The sequence below is a fragment of the Streptomyces sp. NPDC047886 genome (genome assembly GCF_043204435.1).
In the GTDB taxonomy this organism is placed as follows: domain Bacteria; phylum Actinomycetota; class Actinomycetes; order Streptomycetales; family Streptomycetaceae; genus Streptomyces.
Map to the genome: position 1 here is coordinate 114,739 of NZ_JBIDCF010000009.1, position 19,199 is coordinate 133,937.

A 19,199-nucleotide genomic window follows, 5' to 3' on the forward strand; every position below is an offset into this window, starting at 1 on the left:
GAGACACCGAACCAAGCGGGCAAACCGAGCGGGGTGAGGGATATGGCGACCAAGGACACCGGCGGCGGGCAGCAGAAGGCGACGCGTTCCACGGAAGAGGTCGAGGAGCAGGCGCAGGACGCGCAGGCGTCCGAGGACCTCAAGGAGCGCCAGGAGAAGCTCTCCGACGACGTCGACTCCGTACTCGACGAGATCGACGACGTGCTTGAGGAGAACGCGGAGGACTTCGTCCGAAGCTTCGTTCAAAAGGGCGGACAGTAACGCGCGTTGCCCCCGCCCGGTGCCTTGGCCGAACGCCGCGGGCACCGGGGACGGCGACGCGCGTCGCGCCTCCCGGTGCCCCAGGCGAAAGCCACGGGCACCGGGACGGATGACCGGCGACGGCACGGGTAAGGTCCGTGCACAGTACGCATGATCGGCCTGGCCGCGCGGCGGCGGGCCGCCGCCTCTTTCGGAAGGATTCGCGTGGAAGCCAACCCTCGTAGCACCGGGCGTCTGCCGGCACCCTTCCTGACGCCCGGCTCGTCCTCCTTCATGGACTTCCTGTCCGAGCACTCGCCGGAGCTGCTGCCGGGCAGGCGCACCCTGCCGCCCGTGCAGGGCGCGATCGAAGCACCGCACGGCACGACCATCGTCGCGACGACCTTCCCCGGGGGTGTGGTCCTCGCCGGCGACCGGCGCGCGACCATGGGCAACATGATCGCCCAGCGCGACATCGAGAAGGTCTTCCCGGCCGACGAGTACTCGGCCGTGGGCATCGCCGGCACGGCCGGCCTCGCCGTGGAGATGGTCAAGCTGTTCCAGCTGGAGCTGGAGCACTTCGAGAAGGTCGAGGGCGCCCAGCTCTCCCTGGAGGGCAAGGCGAACCGCCTGTCCACGATGATCCGCAGCAACCTGGGCATGGCCATGCAGGGCCTCGCCGTGGTGCCGCTCTTCGCCGGCTGGGACGTCGACCGCGAGAAGGGCCGGATCTTCTCGTACGACGTCACCGGCGGCCGGTCCGAGGAGCACGGCTTCGCCGCCACGGGGTCGGGTTCCATCTTCGCCCGCGGATCGATGAAGAAGCTGTACCGGGACGACCTGACGGAGCAGCAGGCGGTCACCCTGGTCGTACAGGCGCTGTACGACGCCGCCGACGACGATTCGGCGACCGGCGGCCCCGACGTGGCCCGCCGCATCTACCCGATCGTGACCGTGATCACGGACGAGGGCTTCCGGCGCCTCACCGAGGCGGAGTCCTCCGAGATCGCCCGCTCGATCCTGGAGCGCCGCCTCGAACAGCCCGACGGCCCGCGTGCCGCGCTGCTCTGATGTTCCCCCAGCTAACGGTGGGCGGTGCCCCCATGCCACTGAAGAAAGGGACGGATAGCCGGTGACGACGCCGTTCTATGTCTCGCCCGCACAGGCCATGCAGGACCGGGCGGAGTACGCCCGGAAGGGCATCGCCCGTGGCCGCAGCCTGGTCGTGCTCCAGTACGCCGACGGCATCGTCTTCGTCGGCGAGAACCCGTCCCGCGCGCTGCACAAGTTCAGTGAGATCTACGACCGGATCGGCTTCGCCGCGGCCGGCAAGTACAACGAGTACGAGAACCTGCGGATCGGCGGCGTGCGCTACGCCGACCTGCGGGGTTACACCTATGACCGTGACGATGTGACGGCGCGCGGCCTGGCGAACGTGTACGCCCAGACGCTCGGCACCATCTTCTCCAGCGCGGGCGAGAAGCCGTACGAGGTGGAGCTGGTCGTCGCCGAGGTCGGCGTGTCGCCCGAGGGCGACCAGATCTACCGGCTGCCGCACGACGGCTCGATCGTGGACGAGCACGGCTCGGTCGCGGTCGGTGGCAACGCCGAGCAGATCAGCAGCTTCCTCGACCAGCGGCACCGCGACGGCATGTCGCTCGCCGAGGCGCTGAAGCTGGCCGTGCAGGCGCTCTCCCGGGACACCAACGGCAGCGAGCGGGAGATCCCCGCAGAGCGGCTGGAGGTGGCGGTCCTGGACCGGACGCGCCCGCAGAAGCGCAAGTTCAAGCGGATCGTCGGACGGCAGCTGTCCCGGCTGCTGGAGGCGGACGACGCCGCGACGACGCCGACGGACGCCGCGTCCGACGAGGCCGAGGGCGCGGAAGGCACGGAGGAGTAGCCTCCCGCGTGGCCGGTCGGCCTGATCGGTCTGGTCGGTTCGGTTCCGAGCCGCCGGTCGGTGGTCTGGCGGCCCGGGACCGTGGCCCGAGACCGGTGCCCCGGCCGCCGCGCTCGTCGCGTGGAGGCCGGGGCATTGCCGTGAGCACGCCCTGCGGTCCCGGGCGCCGTTCAGAAGCCCCCAGACTGACCGCATGCCCCGCGGGGGCGACCCGGCACGGCCCCTCCCGCCGGCGTGCGTCCCGGGGCGTTCTACGGGGAGGGCGGGGGCGGGGCCGTGGAGGCCCGGGGCATCAGGGTGACCGGGAGGTCGCCGTTCTCCGGGGGGCGGCCCTCCAGGACCGCGAGGAGCGCCTCCATGCCGCGTTCCCCGATCCGCTCCGCCGGTAGCCGTACCGTCGTCAGCTCGGGTTCCAGGGCGGTCGCGAGCGCCAGGTCGTCGAATCCGGTGACCGAGACGTCCTCCGGGACCCTGAGGCCCAGTCGCCGCACCGCCTTGCAGGCGCCCGCCGCCACGATGTCGTCGTCGCACACCAGGGCCGTGGGACGCGGCCCCGGCGCGGTGAGCGCGCGCTGGGCGGCGGCGCGGGCGCCGTCCACGTCGAGCGGCGCCGGGGCGGTCCGTACCGTCACGTCCGGCCGTCCGCCGAGGCGGGCGGCCAGCGCCCTGGCGCGTACGTCGAACGTCCATGAGGGCACGGCTGACGAGAGGTGCACGAAGCGGCGGTGGCCCAGCGCCAGCAGATGCTCCGTCACCTGGCGCATGCCGTCCGCCATGTCGAGGTTCACGTGCGCGGCCGCTCCGGAGTCGGCGGGATCGCTGTCCAGCATCACCAGGGGCAGGTCGGAGCCCCGGATCGCGGTGAGCGCGCCGGCGGCCATCGAGGAGGCGATCACACCGTCCAGTGCCGCCCGCGCCGAGGCGAACGGGTCCTTCGCGGGGCCGACGCCCTCGGGGGAGGGGTACAGGACCACACCGAACCCGTGCCGTGCGGCGACGGTGGCCGCGCCGGTGTAGACGCGGGCGAAGAACTCGTTGGTGAGGGCGGGCACGACCAGGAGGGCCGTGCGCGTGCGGCCGAGACGGAGGTTGCGGGCGGCGAGGTTGGGGCGGTAGCCCAGCTCCCGTGCCGCCTCCCTGACCAGGCCGGCCGTACGCTCCGAGACCCGGCCGCGCCACTTGTCGCCCAGCACGAGCGACACCGTCGCCTGCGACACCCCCGCCGCCCGCGCCACGTCACGGCTGGTGGGGCGCGCCCCGCCCAGGGGATCCGGGGCCTTCACATACGCCTCCGCGCTCGATGACCGTCTCCGCGCGGGGTGGACCCGCGGGATGCCCACATGGTACGTATGACGGAGGACGTTATACGTAAAACTTCGGGCGAGGCCGAAGGAGAGGGGCCGGACATGGGCGCGGCAGGCGGCGGGTACGCCGACATACTCGGAGCACGCCACGCCATGCGGCTGCTCGTCGGCACCCTCGTGGGGCGGCTGCCCAACGGCACGGCGCACATCGCCATCGTGCTGTTCACCCGCGCCGAGGGCGGCGGCTACACCCTCGCCGGTGGCCTCGCCGCCGTCTACGGACTGTCCAACGCCGTCGGGCAGCCCCTGCTGGGCCGCGCCGTCGACCTGCACGGACAGCCGCGCGTACAACTGCCGGCGGCGGTCGTCTCGGCGCTGGGGATGGTGCTGCTCACCTTCGTCGGGATCGACGCGCCCGTCCTCGCCTACGCGGCCGTCGCCCTCGCCGGACTCTTCACGCCGCCCCTCGAAGGCGGCCTGCGGGCGCTGTGGCCCAGCGTCCTCGGCCGCGAGGACCGGGTCCACCGGGCGTACGCACTGGACGCCATCGCCCAGGAAGTCATGTTCACCGTCGGCCCGTTGCTGGTCACCCTGCTGGTGAGCCTCTGGTCGCCCGCCGCCGCGCTGCTCGTCATCAACGCGATCGGGGTGCTCGGCGCCCTGTCCGTGGTCGTGTCCGAGCCGTCCCGCGCCTGGCGCTCCGCGCCCCGCGAGGCGCACTGGCTCGGCGCCCTGCGCTCGCGGGGCCTGCTGGCCCTGCTCGGCGCCTTCTTCTTCGTCGGGTTCGCGCTCGGCTCCATCACGGTCGCCGCCGTCGCCTACGCCGACGACCACGGGCGCGCTTCCGTGTACGGCTGGCTGATGGCCGCGCTCGGTCTCGGCGCCCTCGTCGGCGGCGCGGTCTACGGCGCCCGCCAGTGGGCCGGTCCGCCCGAGCGGCGGCTGCGCTTCATCGTCGGGCTGCTCGCCCTCGGCTACCTGCCCCTGGCGCTCACCCCCGGCGTGGTCGCCATGACCGCCCTGGCCGCACTGTCCGGGGTGTTCCTGGCGCCCGCGATCGCCTGCGCGTTCATCGTCGTGGACCGGCACGCGCCGCGCGGCACGGTGACCGAGGCGTTCTCCTGGCTCGTCACCACCTTCGGGGTGGGCGCCGCCGGGGGAACGGCCCTGGCGGGTCCCGCACTCGAGTCGTCCGGCACCACCGCCGGTTTCGCCGTCGCGGCCGTCGGCGGAATCGCGGCGTTGTCCGTCCTGATCGCCACCCGCCGGATCCTGGTCGTTCCGCCCCGGAAGACGGCTCCCACCTGGGCGCAACACGCCGAAGGCGAGGGGCACGTATCGGAAAATGATCGAAACGGTGCTGTCGAACCCGGTTTCAGCACAGGCCATCAGGCGTAATGTTCAGTCATGGACCGCCGCATTTTCGGGCTGGAGAACGAGTACGGCGTCACGTGCACGTTCAGGGGACAGCGCCGACTGTCTCCTGACGAAGTGGCGCGCTACCTCTTCCGCCGTGTCGTGTCATGGGGCCGCAGCAGTAACGTCTTTCTGCGCAACGGCGCCCGTCTGTACCTCGACGTGGGTTCGCATCCGGAATACGCCACACCGGAATGCGACAACGTGACCGAACTGGTCACCCACGACAAGGCCGGCGAGCGCATTCTCGAAGGACTCCTCGTCGACGCCGAACGCCGGCTGCACGAGGAGGGAATCGCAGGCGACGTCTATCTCTTCAAGAACAACACCGACTCGGCGGGAAACTCCTACGGATGCCACGAGAACTATCTCGTCGCCCGGCACGGAGAGTTCTCCCGGCTCGCGGACATCCTCATTCCGTTTCTCGTCACCCGCCAGCTGATCTGCGGCGCCGGGAAGGTGCTCCAGACGCCGCGCGGTGCCGTCTACTGCGTCAGCCAGCGCGCCGAGCACATCTGGGAGGGCGTCAGCTCCGCCACGACCCGCTCCCGGCCCATCATCAACACCCGCGACGAGCCGCACGCGGACGCCGAGCGCTACCGCCGTCTGCACGTCATCGTCGGCGACTCCAACATGTCCGAGACGACCATGCTGCTGAAGGTCGGCGCCACCGACCTCGTCCTGCGCATGATCGAAGCGGGCACGGTGATGCGGGACCTCACCCTGGAGAACCCGATCCGCGCCATCCGCGAGGTCAGCCACGACACGACCGGACAGCGCAAGGTCCGCCTCGCCAGTGGACGCGAGGCCTCCGCGCTGGAGGTCCAGCGGGAGTACTACGAGAAGGCCGCGGACTTCGTCGACCGGCGCGGGCTGCGCACCGGCACCGTCGCCCAGGTCCTGGAGCTGTGGGGCCGTACCCTCGACGCGATCGAGGAGGAGGACCTCGACCGCATCGGCACCGAGATCGACTGGGTCATGAAGTACAAGCTCCTGGAGCGCTACCGCGCCAAGCACAACATGACCATGTCGCACCCCAGGGTCGCCCAGATAGACCTCGCCTACCACGACATCCACCGGCGGCGCGGGCTGTACTACCTGCTGGAGAAGAAGGGGCAGGCGGCCCGGATCTGCAACGACCTGAAGATCTTCGAGGGCAAGTCGGTGCCCCCGCAGACGACCCGGGCCCGGCTGCGCGGCGACTTCATCCGCCGTGCGCAGGAGCAGCGCCGGGACTTCACCGTCGACTGGGTGCACCTCAAGCTCAACGACCAGGCGCAGCGGACCGTGCTGTGCAAGGACCCCTTCCGCTCGGTGGACGACCGGGTGGAGAAGCTCATCGCCGGCATGTGAGCCGAGAGCTCACGGCCGGGCGGGCCCGCGGCCCCGCACCCGTCGGTGCGGGGCCGCGGGCATGCCGTACGGGAGGGGAGTGGCGCGAGGGTCGTAGAGTGACGGGCATTCGCATCCCACCGACCCCCCGAGGACCACTGTGCGACGCCGACTTGCCGCCTTGCTCATCGTGCCGGCCCTGCTGCTGACCGCGTGCGGGGGTGAGGACACCAAGGCCGACGCCGACGCGTCCGCGTCCCCGGGCACCACGGAGGTACCCAAGCCCGTCGACTCGGCGTCGCCGATGCCCGAGGTGGCCGGGGCGAAGGGCAAGAAGGCCGAGATCACCATTCCCAAGGGCGAGCCCAGCAAGGCGTTCGTTGTGCACACGCTCACGCCGGGCACCGGGGCCGAGGTGAAGAAGGACGACCTGGTGGTCGCCAACTTCACCGCCAAGATCTGGAAGGACGCCAAGGACCTCGGCAGCTCCTACGACCAGGGCGGCGCCCCGCAGGTCATCACCGCGGGCTCCGAGTCGATCATCCCGGCGTTCTCGCAGGCCGTCACCGGTCAGAAGATCGGCAGCCGCGTCCTGGTCGTCGCGCCGCCCGCGGCCGCGTTCGGCTCGGCCGGCAACCCGCAGATCGGCGTCTCCGGGACGGACACGCTCGTCTTCGTCCTGGACGTCGAGAACGTGATCCCGAACAAGGTCGAGGGCAAGCAGGCGGACATCCCGTCGAACCTCCCGCAGATCGACGCGGAGAAGGCGGAGCCCGCCACCATCAAGATCCCCAAGAACGACCCGCCGGCCAAGCTGGTCGACGACGTCCTCATCGAGGGCAAGGGTCCCGAGGTGAAGTCGGGACAGACCGTGTACATGCAGTACACCGGCGCCGCCTGGAAGATCAACGAGGGCAAGGACAAGGCGAAGAACTTCGACTCGTCCTGGAACGCGGGCAAGCCGTTCACGACCGTCATCGGTCAGGGACAGGTCATCGAGGGCTGGGACAAGGGGCTTGTCGGCAAGAAGGTCGGCAGCCGTGTCCTGCTGGTCATCCCGCCGGCCCAGGCCTACAAGGACCAGGACAAGGGCGAGGACCTGCCCGCCAACTCGACGCTGGTCTTCGTCGTGGACATCCTCGCGGCAATGTAAGACTGTCCCGGTTGCACACAAGCGATTCGTAGGAGCACTTACGTGAGCATCGACAAGCCCGAGGTCGACTTCCCGGGTGGCGAGCCGCCGGCCGACCTGGAGATCAAGGACATCTGGGAGGGCGACGGGCCCGAGGCCAAGGCCGGCGCCACCGTCTCCGTCCACTACGTGGGCGTGGCCTTCTCCACCGGCGAGGAGTTCGACGCGTCGTGGAACCGCGGCACGCCGCTCAGCTTCAAGCTGGGTGCCGGCCAGGTCATCGCGGGCTGGGACCAGGGCGTCCAGGGCATGAAGGTCGGCGGTCGCCGCCAGCTGATCATCCCCGCGCACCTCGCCTACGGCGACCGTGGCGCGGGCGGCAAGATCGCCCCGGGCGAGACGCTGATCTTCGTCTGCGACCTGGTCGGCGTCTGATCGGTCGGCTGTGCGGCCGGTCGTCCGATCGGTTCGCCGATCGGTTCGCCGATCGGTCGTTCTCGGCCGGAAACGGTCACCCCGAGGGCCCGTGCCTGCTGGCACGGGCCCTCGGCTTTTGCCGCGACACCCCGGGGCGGTACGGTCATCGGGCGATAGTGACTCCATAAGAAGAGGTGCGGGGCGTCGATGGCGATTGCCAAGGCCGAGCGGCTGATGAACCTGGCGCTGTGCCTGCTGGGGACGCGGCGCCCGCTCAGCAAGCGCGAGCTGCGCGGCTCCATCGAGGCGTACGTCGAGGCCTTCGGACCGGGCAGGGCCTACGGGGACGGTGGCGCGGCCGGTTCCGACGACTCCTTCAACCGCATGTTCGAGCGGGACAAGGACGATCTGCGCGAGCTCGGTCTGATCATCGAGACCGTGGAGAACCTCGACGGCGAGACCGGCTACCTCGCCCGCCGCGACTCCAACCGGCTGCCGCCCGTCCAGCTCGACGCCGAGGAGGCCGCGGCGCTCGGCCTGGCGGCGAAGGTCTGGCAGCAGGCTCGCCTGGCCGGTGCGGCCAGCGGGGCCCTGCAGAAGCTGCGCGCCGCCGGGATGCCGGAGGCCGGGGACACGTACGACGACCGGCACAGCGCCCTCGAACCGCGCATCCCCGTCCACGAGACCGCCTTCGAGCCGCTGATGCTGGCCTGCCGCGACCGGCGGCCCGTCGTCTTCGAGTACCGCAAGGCCAACGCCGCCCGCCCCGAGAGCAGGCAGGTGGAGCCGTGGACGCTGGAGTGCTGGCGAGGCCACTGGTACCTGGCGGGCTGGGACCGCGAGCGGGGTGCCGAACGGGTCTTCCGGCTGTCCCGGATCACCGGCAGGGTCCGCTCCCGGGCAGGCGCCTTCACCGCGCCCGTACCGGACGTGTCCACGGTCCGCGAGACCGTCGAACGCTGGGCGGGCGAGAGCGCCACCCGCTCCGCGCTGATCCGGCTGCGCGCCGACTGCGGCTACCCGCTGCGTGCCCGCGCGCTCTCCGTACGGGAACGCGGCGACGGCTGGGACGAGCTGGAGATCCCGTACGGACACGGCCTGGACGCCTGGCTCGTCGAGTTCGGCCCGGACGTCGTCGTACTGGAACCCGCCGATCTTCGGGCGGACGTCGTGGACCGGCTGCGCGCCGTGGCCAAGGGCTGAGGGGACGGACCGAAAGAGCGATGGCCACGAACGCGATCGACCAGACACGGCGGATGCTCTCCCTGGTGACCTATCTGCGGGAGCGCCCCGGCGCGCACGTCGCCGATGTCGCCCGCGCCTTCGGGATCACCGAGGACGAGCTGATCTCCGACCTCGACGTGCTGCCCATGTGCGGGACCAGCTTCCGCGGCGGCGACCTGCTCGACATCGACACCGACGGTGAGCGCATCTGGTGGCACAACCCCGACGACGTCGCCGCGCCCCTGCGGATCGCCGCCGACGAGGCGACGGCCCTGCTGGTCGCAGCCCGCGCCGTGGCGACCCTGCCCGGACTGCGCGAGAGCGACCGCGAGGCCCTGCTGCGGGCCACCGCGAAGCTGGAGGCCGCGGCCGGTGAGGCGGCCGGCGCCAGCGCCCGCCTCTCCGTGACCTTCGAGTCGGAGGGCGGTGTGTTCGCCGAGGTCGACCGGGCCATCTCGGAACGCCGCCGGCTGTGGCTGCGCTACTACTCGCCGGCGCGCGACGAGCTCACCGAGCGGGAGGTCGACCCGATCCGGCTCTTCGCCGTCGGCCACACGTACATGGAGGCGTGGTGCAGGCTCTCCGAGGCCCGGCGCACCTTCCGCCTCGACCGGGTGGCCGAGATCCGCATCCTCGACGAGCCGTCCGCCCCGCCCGAGATCGAGCTTCGCGACCTCTCGGAGGGCCTGGTCCAGCCGTCGGCCGACGACCCCGAGGTCGTGGTCGAGGTGGGGCCCGGCGGCCGCTGGGTCGCCGAGTACTACCCGCACGACAGCGCGGAGGAGCTGGCCGACGGAGGGCTGCGCATCACCCTGCGCACGCCCGATCCCACGTCGCTGCGCCGGCTCGCCCTGCGCCTGGGCAGGGACGGGCGGATCGTCTCGCCCGAGGATCTGGCCGAAAGCGCACGACGGGCGGCCGGTGAGGCCCTCGCGGCGTACGACCTCCAGGGCTGAGCGGAGTTGGCGGACAACGGCCGGCCCGGCACACCCGGCGACCGGGGCGCACACCATGAGCCGAGCGAGCCGAGCGAGCCGAGCGGGCCGAGCGAGCCGAGCGATATGAGGGAGATGGGGGAGTTGGGGGAGTTGGGGGATATGTCGCTTCTGTCGGGTATTCCGGCGCCCCGGGGTCCGGTCCTCTTCAGGGCCGCATGCCCGGAGTGCCGTGCCTCCTTCGAGCTCTCCGCAGGCTCCCTGCGCCTTGCCATCGGCGCCAGCCACCGCACGACGTTCTACTCCTTCACCTGTCCCGAATGCGGATCCGCCGTACGCAAGCCGGCCGGTGAAAGGATCATCGAACTGCTCACCGGCGGCGGTGTGCGGACGCTGCGCCTCCACTCCACCGTCTGAGGTCGGAGAATCCGGCCGCCAACGTCTAGGCTCTGCGCATGTTCTGGCCCATGCTCGCCATCGCCCTCGGATTTCTCGGGATCGCCGTCCTCGGCTTCCTCGGAATCCGGGTGTTCATCGAAGCCCAGCGTCTCGGCCGTGAAGTGACACGGACCACGGAGCGGATCAGCCGCGCCGCCGAGGATCTGGAGCGGGTCGCCACAGGGCTTGCCCGGGCGGGGGATTCGCTGCCCCGGCGGTCCGCCGGCTCCGAGCCCGGAGGTCCTCGGCCCTGAGGCGAGCGGCCCTGAGGTGAGCGGCCCTGAGGTGAGCGGCCTGTCGTCGGCGACGATGCCACCTGACCTGAAGGTATGCCCGGCCATTGCCTCGCGTTTACCGGTCAGGGTTACGATGACTACTCGTGCGGACCGTCAGCAGTGTCCCTGTCCGTACCACTCGCTCTTCAGATGACCTCGGTCAGAAGGTAGGGAAACATGGGTCAGGTCGGTGTCTGGCAGCTGGCCATCATTCTGGGGATCGTCGTGCTGCTTTTCGGGGCCAAGAAGCTGCCCGAGATGGCGCGTTCACTGGGCAAGTCGGCCCGAATCCTCAAGAGTGAAGCCGCGGCCATGAAGAACGACGGCCCTGCCAAGGACGACGTTCAGACGGGTTCCGGTGCCCCGGAGCAGAACACCGCGCACAGGACGATCCAGGCCGCCCCCGGCGACATGTCCTCCGCGCGCCCTGTCGACGAGCCGAAGCGCACCGCTCAGGGCTGAGCTCCGCCGGTTCACCACAGGTAAAGGGGCGGTCGTCCGGACGGGTCGGCTGCTCCCCGAGATAAGGACGTGGGTTGCTCAAGTCCGCCCGCAAGAAGGCCAAGGGACCCAAGGACCCCGAGGGGCGGATGCCCCTCGTGGAGCATCTGCGCGAGCTGCGCGACAGGCTGCTCAAGGCCCTCCTGGCCATCGTGCCGCTGATGATCGTGGCGCTGTTCTTCGCCAAGGACATCGCCGAATTCTTGAGCGAGCCCGTGCCGCGATGCACGAGCGAGACCGACCCGGCCGCCGCGCAGGGGCGGTGTGCGGTGCTCTCGCAGATCGGCATCACGTCCCCCTTCACCACCTATGTGAAGGTCGCGGTGATGGCGTCACTCGTCGCGGCGGCGCCGGTCTGGCTGTACCAGCTCTGGGCGTTCATCGCGCCGGGGCTGCACCGGAACGAGAAGAAGTACGCGATCTCCACCGTCGTCGTGGGTACGCCGCTGTTCGTCCTGGGCGGCTATCTCGCCTACAAGATCCTTCCGCTCGCCGTCCCGGTCCTGCTCGGCTTCAGCGTCGAGGGTTCGGTCAACTACATCACCGTCGACGACATGATCGGCATGACGATCAAGCTCGTCCTCGCGTTCGGTCTCGCCTTCCAGCTCCCGCTCCTGCTCGCCCTGCTCAACGTCGGCGGCGTGGTCAGCGGTGCGCGCATGCTCAGCTGGTGGCGCGGGATGGTCATGGGCATCGCCATCTTCTCGGCGCTCGTCACTCCCACCGATCCGCTCTCCATGATCGCCCTCGCGGTACCGATGACCGCCCTGTACTTCGGCGCGGTCGTCTTCGCCCTGCTCAACGACCGCCGCAAGGGTCGCAGGAGCGGCCCCGAACTGAGCGACGACGAAGCCTCCGTGCTGGACCTGACCCCGGAGGACGTCGGCTCCGTCGAAGCGGTCAGCGCCTCCCGCGCCCTGCCCGAGCAGGCGAGCGGCGAGGCCGACGGAACGGTCGCGCGACGCCTCAACGGCTACGACGACATCACCTGACGCTCCCGCCCGACCCCCGGGTCGGCCGACGCGGCCGGGTGCGCACACAGCGCGCCCGGCCGTTCGCGTTCCGTAGCGGAGTCGCGCGGCGTCCGTGCCGGCGGAGAGCCGCTCACAAGGTCGAATAAAGGCCGAGCTGACTGTCAGCGGTGGCGGGTAGGCTCGATATCAAGATGACAGACGACCTCACACCAGCGGAAGCGTACGCAGCTGCCCGGCTCCGCGCCGCCGAGCAGGCGACCGCGCTCGCTCCCTTCCGCGCCCTGTACGACTTCGAGCTGGACCCGTTCCAGATCGAGGCCTGCCGCGCCCTGGAGGCCGGCAAGGGAGTGCTCGTCGCGGCACCCACGGGCTCCGGCAAGACCATCGTCGGGGAGTTCGCCGTGCACCTCGCCCTCGAACAGGGGCGCAAGTGCTTCTACACCACCCCGATCAAGGCGCTCTCCAACCAGAAGTACGCGGACCTGGTCAAGCGCTACGGCGCGGCCAAGGTCGGCCTGCTGACCGGCGACAACAGCGTGAACTCGGAGGCGCCGGTGGTCGTCATGACCACCGAGGTGCTCCGCAACATGCTCTACGCGGGCTCCCAGTCGCTGCGCGGGCTCGGCTATGTCGTCATGGACGAGGTCCACTACCTCTCCGACCGGTTCCGCGGCGCGGTCTGGGAGGAAGTGATCATCCACCTCCCCGAGTCCGTGACCCTGGTGTCGCTCTCCGCGACCGTGTCCAACGCCGAGGAGTTCGGCGACTGGCTCGACACGGTCCGCGGCGACACCGAGGTGATCGTCTCGGAGAGCCGCCCCGTCCCCCTCTGGCAGCACGTCCTCGCCGGACGGCGGATCTACGACCTCTTCGAGGAGGAGACCGACCACGGCGGCCGGGGCGCCGGCCGGCGCGAGGTCAACCCCGACCTCGTGCGGCTCGCGCGCATGGAGAACCAGCGCACGTACAACCCGCGCGAGCGGCGCCGCGGCAAGATGGTCCGCGAGGCCGACCGCGAGCGTGAGCGCCGCCAGCGCTCCCGCATCTGGACACCGGGACGTCCCGAGGTCATCGAACGGCTCGACTCCGAAGGCCTGCTCCCGGCCATCACGTTCATCTTCAGCCGGGCCGGCTGCGAGGCCGCCGTACAGCAGTGCCTGTACGCCGGGCTGCGCCTGAACGACGACGACTCCCGGGCGCGGGTCCGCGAGATCGTCGAGGAGCGCACGGCGTCGATCCCCACCGAGGACCTGCACGTCCTCGGGTACTACGAGTGGCTCGAAGGACTGGAGCGGGGCATCGCCGCGCACCACGCCGGCATGCTGCCGACCTTCAAGGAGGTCGTGGAGGAGCTCTTCGTCCGGGGCCTGGTCAAGGCCGTCTTCGCCACCGAGACCCTGGCGCTCGGCATCAACATGCCGGCCAGGTCCGTGGTGCTGGAGAAGCTGGTCAAGTGGAACGGCGAACAGCACGCCGACATCACCCCCGGCGAGTACACCCAGCTGACCGGCCGGGCCGGGCGGCGCGGGATCGACGTCGAGGGCCACGCGGTCGTGCTGTGGCAGCGCGGCATGGACCCCACGCACCTCGCGGGGCTCGCCGGCACGCGCACGTACCCGCTGCGCTCCAGCTTCAAGCCGTCGTACAACATGGCCGTGAACCTGGTCGACCAGTTCGGCCGGCACCGGTCGCGCGAACTGCTGGAGACGTCGTTCGCCCAGTTCCAGGCGGACAAGTCGGTCGTCGGCATATCGCGCCAGGTCCAGCGGAACGAGGAGGGACTCGAAGGCTACAAGGAGGGCATGACCTGCCACCTCGGTGACTTCGACGAGTACGCCCGGCTGCGCCGGGAGCTCAAGGACCGGGAGACCGAACTCGCCAAGCAGGGCGCGGCGCAGCGCCGCGCGGCGGCCGCCACAGCCCTGGAGCGGCTCAAGCCCGGCGACGTCATCCACGTGCCGACCGGCAAGTTCGCCGGTCTGGCGCTGGTGCTGGACCCCGGCCTCCCGGCCGGGCGGTCCAACGGCCACCGCGGCTTCCACCACGACGACGGGCCGCGCCCGCTCGTGCTCACGGCCGAACGGCAGGTCAAGCGGCTCGCCTCGATCGACTTCCCCGTGCCGGTCGAACCGCTGGAGCGGATGCGCATCCCCCGCTCGTTCAACCCGCGCTCTCCGCAGTCGCGGCGCGACCTGGCGTCCGCGCTGCGCACGAAGGCCGGTCACATCGAGCCGGACCGGCACCGCAAGCAGCGGTCGGCGGCCGCCGACGACCGGGAGATCGCACGGCTGCGGACCGCCCTGCGAGCCCACCCGTGCCACGGCTGCGACGAGCGGGAGGACCACGCGCGGTGGGCCGAGCGGTACCACCGGCTGCAGCGGGACACCCGGCAGCTGGAGCGGCGCATCGAGGGCCGGACGAACACCATCGCCCGCACCTTCGACCGGATCGTGGCCCTGCTGACCGAGATGGACTACCTCCGGGGCGACGAGGTCACCGAGCACGGCAAGCGGCTCGCCCGGCTCTACGGCGAACTCGACCTGCTGGCCAGTGAATGCCTCAGGGAGCGGATCTGGGAGGGCCTCAACCCCGCCGAACTCGCCGCCTGCGTCTCGGCGCTGGTGTACGAGGCGCGGCAGGCGGACGACGCGGTCGCGCCGAAGGTGCCCACCGGCAGGGCCAAGGCCGCGCTCGGCGAGATGGTGCGGATCTGGGGCCGTCTGGACGCCCTGGAGGAGGAGTTCAGGATCAGCCAGACCGAGGGCGTCGGGCAGCGCGAACCCGACCTCGGCTTCGCCTGGGCCGCCCACCAGTGGGCGTCCGGCAGCGGCCTCGACGAGGTGCTGCGCGAGGCGGAGATGCCGGCCGGCGACTTCGTACGGTGGTGCAAGCAGGTCATCGACGTACTCGGCCAGATCGCGGCGGCGGCGCCCCGGGAGGACAGCACGGTCGCCAAGAGCGCACGCAAGGCGGTCGACGGGCTGCTGCGCGGTGTCGTGGCGTACAGCTCGGTCGGCTGACACCTCGTCACCTCGTCACCTCGTCACCGGCGTCGGTGGCGCCAGGCGCCGGGCAGCTCCTGTGCGGGGAGGGCCCGCCCGAGGAACGGTCCCCGGGCGGGCCCTCCGCCGTCCGTCAGACTCCCGGCACCAGGCGGGGCGTGTCGCCCGTCCGCCGGCGGAGCCGCTTGTCGATCGCGACGACGAGGGACGTGAGCAGGGCGACCCCGAGCACGCGCAGCCAGGTCTGCGGCCCGATCGGCGCGGTGTGGAAGAGCCGGTTCATGGCGGGCACGTACGTGAGCACGAGCTGCGCCGACGCCTGGACGAGGACACCGCCGACGACCCAGCGGTTGGTGAACAGGCCGATCCGCGACACCGGCGCCGTCAACGACCGGCAGCTGAACAGGTAGAACGCCTCGACCGCGACGAACAGGTTCACCGCGGCGGTACGCGCCTCGGCGACATCGGCGCCCAGGCCGCGCTCCCAGGTGAAGACCCACCAGGCGCCCGCGACGAGGAGGGCCGACACGAGAAGGACGCGCATGCCGAGGTCGGGGGTGAGGAGAGGCCGCCCCGGGTCGCGCGGCGGACGGCTCATGATGCCGGTCTCCTTCGGTTCGAAGGCGAGCATGAGACCGAGCGCGACGGCGGTGGTCATGTTGATCCACAGGATCTGCGTGGGCAGGATCGGCAGGGTGGCACCCATCAGGACCGCCACGAGAATGACCAGGCCCTCGCCCATGTTGGTCGGCAGGGTCCACACGATGAACTTCGTGAGGTTGTCGAACACCCCGCGCCCCTCCTCGACGGCGGCCTCGATCGTGGCGAAGTCGTCGTCGGTGAGGACCATGTCCGAGGCGTCCTTGGCCACTTCGGTGCCGGCGCCCCCCATGGCGACCCCGATGTCGGCCTGTCGCAGGGCGGGGGCGTCGTTGACACCGTCACCGGTCATCGCGACGACGTGCCCGCGTTCCTGGAGCGCCTCGACCAGCCGGAGCTTCTGTTCGGGGGAGACCCGGGCGAAGACCCGCGCCCGTTCGACGGCGTCCGGGTAGGCGTCCGAGGGCAGCGCCGCCAGTTCGGCGCCGGTGAGCACCTCGTCGCCGTCGCCGTCGTCGCCCGGGGCGGCGGAGACGGTCAGCAGGCCGAGCCGGCCGGCGACGTTGCGGGCCGTGGCCGCGTGGTCACCGGTGATCATCTTCACGGTGATGCCGGCGGTGTGGCAGGCGTCGATCGCGGACGCGGCGGCCGCACGGGGCGGATCCAGCATGGCCTGCAGACCGGTCAGGACCAGCTCGTCCGGCGGCTCCTCCTCGTCGAAGGCGGCGGGGTCGGCGCCGCGGCGCACGGCGGTCGCGAGCACCCGCAGCCCCGTGGCGGCCAGTTCGTCGGCGGCACGCAGCAGCGCCGCGCGGTCCAGCGGCCGGGTCGAGCCGTCGGCCGCCATCTCCGCCGCGCAGAGGTCGGCGACCCGCTCGGCGGCGCCCTTGACCAGGAGCACCGCCGTCTCGGGGCCCGCGCCGACCGCGCCGTCCGCGCCGGGCGTGCCGTCCGCGCCGACCGCGGCGCCGTCCGTGCCGTCCGTGCCGTCCGTGCCGACCGCGCCGGGAGCGGACGGCACGGTGTCGCGGTGCAGCGTCGCCATCCAGCGGCGCTCGGAGGAGAACGGCACGGTCCCGACGCGTACGTACCGGGTTCGCAGCTCCTCCGGCCGGAGGCCCGCCTTGCGGGCCGAGACCAGCAGTGCCACCTCGGTCGGATCCCCGGTCACCACGGGTCCCGGCGCGCCGCCGCCCGGGGTGTCGCCGGCCTGCGCCCCGCCCGCGTCGCCGTCCGGCGCCTCGCCGTCCAGGTCGCCGCCGTCGGGAACGACGGCGTCGTTGCAGCAGACGCCGGCCACCAGGCACCAGCGCAGCGCCTCGCTGTCGCGGGCGGTGACGACACCGCCGCCGTGCGGGTCGCGGAGCACCCCGTCCGCCGCGTACCCGGAGCCGGTGACGTCGACCGTGCCGTCCGGTGTCCACACCGCGCGTACCGTCATCCGGTTCTCGGTGAGCGTTCCGGTCTTGTCCGAGCAGATGACGGTCGTGCTGCCGAGCGTCTCCACGGCCGGCAGCCGGCGGATCAGCGCCCCGCGCCTGGCCATCCGGACGACGCCGATGGCCAGGGTGATGGTCACGGCGGCCGGAAGGCCCTCGGGTATCGCGCCCACGGCCAGGGCCACCGCCGCCGTGAACGTCTCGACCGCGTCCTGGCCGCGGACCACACCCATGGCGAACGTGACGGCGGCGAGAGCGAGGATGATCACGGTCAGGGTCCTGCTGAACCGGGCCAGCTTCGCGGTCAGCGGCGTCGCCAGCGTCGCGGCGGCGCCGACCAGCCGGTGGACCTCGCCGAGTTCGGTCTCCGGCCCGGTCGCCACGACGACGCCCACGCCGTGGCCGGCCGTCACCAGCGTCCCGGAATGGATCATGTTGTGCCGGTCGGCCACCGGGGTGCGCGGGTCGAGCACCACCTCGTCCTTGACCACGGGCACGGACTCACCGGTCAGCGCCGACTCGTCGACGCGCAGCCCGGCGAGCCTGAGCAACCGCACGTCGGCCGGGACCGCGTCACCGGCCTCCACCCGGACCAGGTCGCCCGGCACCAGGTCCTCCGACGGCACGGTGCGCTCGCGCCCGTCGCGCATCACCCGCGCGCTCGTCCGCGCCAGCGACCGCAGACCGTCGAGCGCCGATTCGGCCTTGGACTCCTGCAGGAAGCCGACCAGCGCGTTGACGGCGACCACACCGAGGATGACCGCGCTGTCCACGTACGAGCCGAGCGCGGCGGTGATCGCTCCGGCGGCCATGAGGATGTGGATCAGCGGATGGTGGAACTGGCGCAGGACGCGGCGCAGTGTTCCGCCGCCCCTCCCGGCCGGCAACGCGTTGGGGCCGAACCGCTCCAGCCGGGATGCCGCATCGCCGGCCGTCAGCCCATGGTGCGGGTCGGTCTCCAGCAGTAGTACGACCTCGTGCGTGGCCAGTCCGTGGTGGTGGGCGGCCCGCGGCCGCGGCGGTGTCGCGGCGGCCTTACGCGGCGGTGCCATGGGGGCCCCGTACGACGGCGACCGGTCCGTACGCGTGGTGCAGCAGGGCCTGGCTGACGGAGCCCATCAGCAGGCCGGAGAAACCGCCCCGGCCGCGCGCCCCGACCACCGTGAGCCGGGCGCTGCGGCTCGCCTCGATGAGCGCGGGGCGCGTGCGCTCCTCGACGAGGCGCCGTTCCACGACGACGTCCGGGTACGTGGCCTTCCAGCCGGACAGCACCTCGGACAGGACCCGCTCCTCGGCGGCGCGCAGCCGGGCCTTGTCGAAGGAGACGATCGGCGGGTCGCCCGGGTCCCGTACGTCGCGGTCGGGCCAGGTGTTCCAGGTGCTCCACGCGTGCAGGGCCACCAGCCGCGCCCCGTGCAGGGACGCCTCGGCGAACGCGAAGCCGACCGCGGCCTCGCCCTCCGGCGACCCGTCCACACCGAGCACGATGTCGCCGCCGGTCCTGACGCCGCCCCGGGCCACGAGGACGGGGCAGTGGCTGTGCGCGGCGAGGTGCACGGCGGTCGACCCGAGGAGCAGCCCCAGGAAGCTGCCCAGGCCCCGGCTGCCGACGACGACCAGTGGCACGTGGCGCGACTGGGCCTCCAGTACCGTCAGCGGCTCGCCGGTCACGATGGCGTTGGTGACCTCGATGTCCGGCGCCACCGCATGGGCGCGGCGCACGGCATCGGCGACGATGGCGTGCGCCTGGTTGCGGAGGCCGCCCTCCGCCGGTCCCAGCGGGGAGGGGCCGAGGGGTACGTGCAGGGCGGGCCAGATGAACGCGTGCACGATGTGCAGCCCGCGTCGGCGCAGCCGCGCCTCGCGGGCCGCGACCTCCACGGCGTCGAGACCCGCCGGTGAACCGTCCACACCCACCACGACCGGTGCGTTGGTCACGGTGTACCTCCGATCCGCGGCGCGCGACGCTCACGCGTACCCGCTGTCCCCTCCACGGTCCCTCACCCGGGGCGACCGCCAAAGGGCCGTACGGCCCCCGGGGCGTCGCCGCCCGGATGACCGGGAAGGCCG

General features: G+C 71.8%; 17 protein-coding genes. 14 read left to right on the forward strand and 3 right to left on the reverse strand.

Annotated elements, in window-relative coordinates:
- The first annotated feature begins 42 nt into the window (after window positions 1–42).
- The 3 genes from ACGF5U_RS26050 (at window position 43) to prcA (ending at window position 2,140) form a co-directional block, all read left to right on the forward strand.
- Window positions 43–261, forward strand: a complete 219-nt coding sequence (locus tag ACGF5U_RS26050) for a ubiquitin-like protein Pup (RefSeq protein WP_016325855.1) — start codon at window positions 43–45, stop codon at window positions 259–261.
- 204 nt (window positions 262–465) lie between these two features.
- Window positions 466–1,311 (forward strand): proteasome subunit beta, encoded by an 846-nt coding sequence (gene prcB / locus ACGF5U_RS26055; protein WP_392715316.1) that lies wholly within the window; start codon window positions 466–468, stop codon window positions 1,309–1,311.
- A gap of 61 nt (window positions 1,312–1,372) precedes the next feature.
- On the forward strand, window positions 1,373–2,140 hold the full coding sequence (prcA, locus tag ACGF5U_RS26060) for a proteasome subunit alpha (RefSeq protein WP_392715315.1): 768 nt from the start codon (window positions 1,373–1,375) through the stop codon (window positions 2,138–2,140).
- Window positions 2,141–2,391: 251 nt separating this feature from the next.
- Here the strand turns inward: prcA and ACGF5U_RS26065 are convergent, their stop codons facing one another.
- The gene (locus ACGF5U_RS26065; protein ID WP_392715314.1) at window positions 2,392–3,423 is read right to left on the reverse strand and encodes a LacI family DNA-binding transcriptional regulator; all 1,032 of its coding nucleotides are present in this window, start codon (window positions 3,421–3,423) and stop codon (window positions 2,392–2,394) included.
- Between the two features lie 123 nt (window positions 3,424–3,546).
- Here ACGF5U_RS26065 and ACGF5U_RS26070 point away from each other — a divergent pair, with 123 nt between their 5' ends.
- The 11 genes from ACGF5U_RS26070 to ACGF5U_RS26120 all read left to right on the forward strand — a co-directional run bounded on the left by ACGF5U_RS26070 (window position 3,547) and on the right by ACGF5U_RS26120 (window position 15,108).
- On the forward strand, window positions 3,547–4,842 hold the full coding sequence (locus tag ACGF5U_RS26070) for an MFS transporter (protein WP_392715313.1): 1,296 nt from the start codon (window positions 3,547–3,549) through the stop codon (window positions 4,840–4,842).
- A gap of 9 nt (window positions 4,843–4,851) precedes the next feature.
- On the forward strand, window positions 4,852–6,213 hold the full coding sequence (gene pafA / locus ACGF5U_RS26075; RefSeq protein WP_392715312.1) for a Pup--protein ligase: 1,362 nt from the start codon (window positions 4,852–4,854) through the stop codon (window positions 6,211–6,213).
- A gap of 139 nt (window positions 6,214–6,352) precedes the next feature.
- On the forward strand, window positions 6,353–7,345 hold the full coding sequence (locus tag ACGF5U_RS26080) for an FKBP-type peptidyl-prolyl cis-trans isomerase (RefSeq protein WP_392715311.1): 993 nt from the start codon (window positions 6,353–6,355) through the stop codon (window positions 7,343–7,345).
- Between the two features lie 42 nt (window positions 7,346–7,387).
- The gene (locus ACGF5U_RS26085; RefSeq protein ID WP_392715310.1) at window positions 7,388–7,759 is read left to right on the forward strand and encodes an FKBP-type peptidyl-prolyl cis-trans isomerase; all 372 of its coding nucleotides are present in this window, start codon (window positions 7,388–7,390) and stop codon (window positions 7,757–7,759) included.
- Between the two features lie 189 nt (window positions 7,760–7,948).
- Window positions 7,949–8,944 (forward strand): helix-turn-helix transcriptional regulator, encoded by a 996-nt coding sequence (locus ACGF5U_RS26090; protein ID WP_392715309.1) that lies wholly within the window; start codon window positions 7,949–7,951, stop codon window positions 8,942–8,944.
- Window positions 8,945–8,964: 20 nt separating this feature from the next.
- A complete protein-coding gene (locus tag ACGF5U_RS26095; RefSeq protein ID WP_392715308.1) occupies window positions 8,965–9,921 on the forward strand; it encodes a helix-turn-helix transcriptional regulator in 957 nt (318 codons plus the stop codon).
- A gap of 141 nt (window positions 9,922–10,062) precedes the next feature.
- Window positions 10,063–10,317 carry a hypothetical protein gene (locus tag ACGF5U_RS26100; RefSeq protein WP_392715307.1) on the forward strand — a complete coding sequence of 85 codons (255 nt, stop codon included), beginning with the start codon at window positions 10,063–10,065 and terminating at the stop codon, window positions 10,315–10,317.
- Window positions 10,318–10,355: 38 nt separating this feature from the next.
- On the forward strand, window positions 10,356–10,592 hold the full coding sequence (locus ACGF5U_RS26105) for a hypothetical protein (protein WP_392715306.1): 237 nt from the start codon (window positions 10,356–10,358) through the stop codon (window positions 10,590–10,592).
- Between the two features lie 198 nt (window positions 10,593–10,790).
- On the forward strand, window positions 10,791–11,075 hold the full coding sequence (gene tatA / locus ACGF5U_RS26110; protein WP_392715305.1) for a Sec-independent protein translocase subunit TatA: 285 nt from the start codon (window positions 10,791–10,793) through the stop codon (window positions 11,073–11,075).
- A 74-nt stretch (window positions 11,076–11,149) separates the two neighbouring features.
- Window positions 11,150–12,106 carry a twin-arginine translocase subunit TatC gene (gene tatC / locus ACGF5U_RS26115; protein WP_392715304.1) on the forward strand — a complete coding sequence of 319 codons (957 nt, stop codon included), beginning with the start codon at window positions 11,150–11,152 and terminating at the stop codon, window positions 12,104–12,106.
- A gap of 173 nt (window positions 12,107–12,279) precedes the next feature.
- Window positions 12,280–15,108, forward strand: a complete 2,829-nt coding sequence (locus ACGF5U_RS26120) for a DEAD/DEAH box helicase (RefSeq protein WP_392715303.1) — start codon at window positions 12,280–12,282, stop codon at window positions 15,106–15,108.
- A 115-nt stretch (window positions 15,109–15,223) separates the two neighbouring features.
- On the opposite strand, the gene ACGF5U_RS26125 is transcribed toward ACGF5U_RS26120, so the two are convergent.
- Both ACGF5U_RS26125 and ACGF5U_RS26130 read right to left on the reverse strand, forming a co-directional pair.
- Window positions 15,224–18,181 (reverse strand): cation-translocating P-type ATPase, encoded by a 2,958-nt coding sequence (locus ACGF5U_RS26125; RefSeq protein WP_392715302.1) that lies wholly within the window; start codon window positions 18,179–18,181, stop codon window positions 15,224–15,226.
- Window positions 18,165–19,067 carry a universal stress protein gene (locus ACGF5U_RS26130; RefSeq protein WP_392715301.1) on the reverse strand — a complete coding sequence of 301 codons (903 nt, stop codon included), beginning with the start codon at window positions 19,065–19,067 and terminating at the stop codon, window positions 18,165–18,167. Before ACGF5U_RS26130 ends, ACGF5U_RS26125 begins: the two co-directional genes overlap by 17 nt.
- Between the last annotated feature and the right edge of the window lie 132 nt (window positions 19,068–19,199).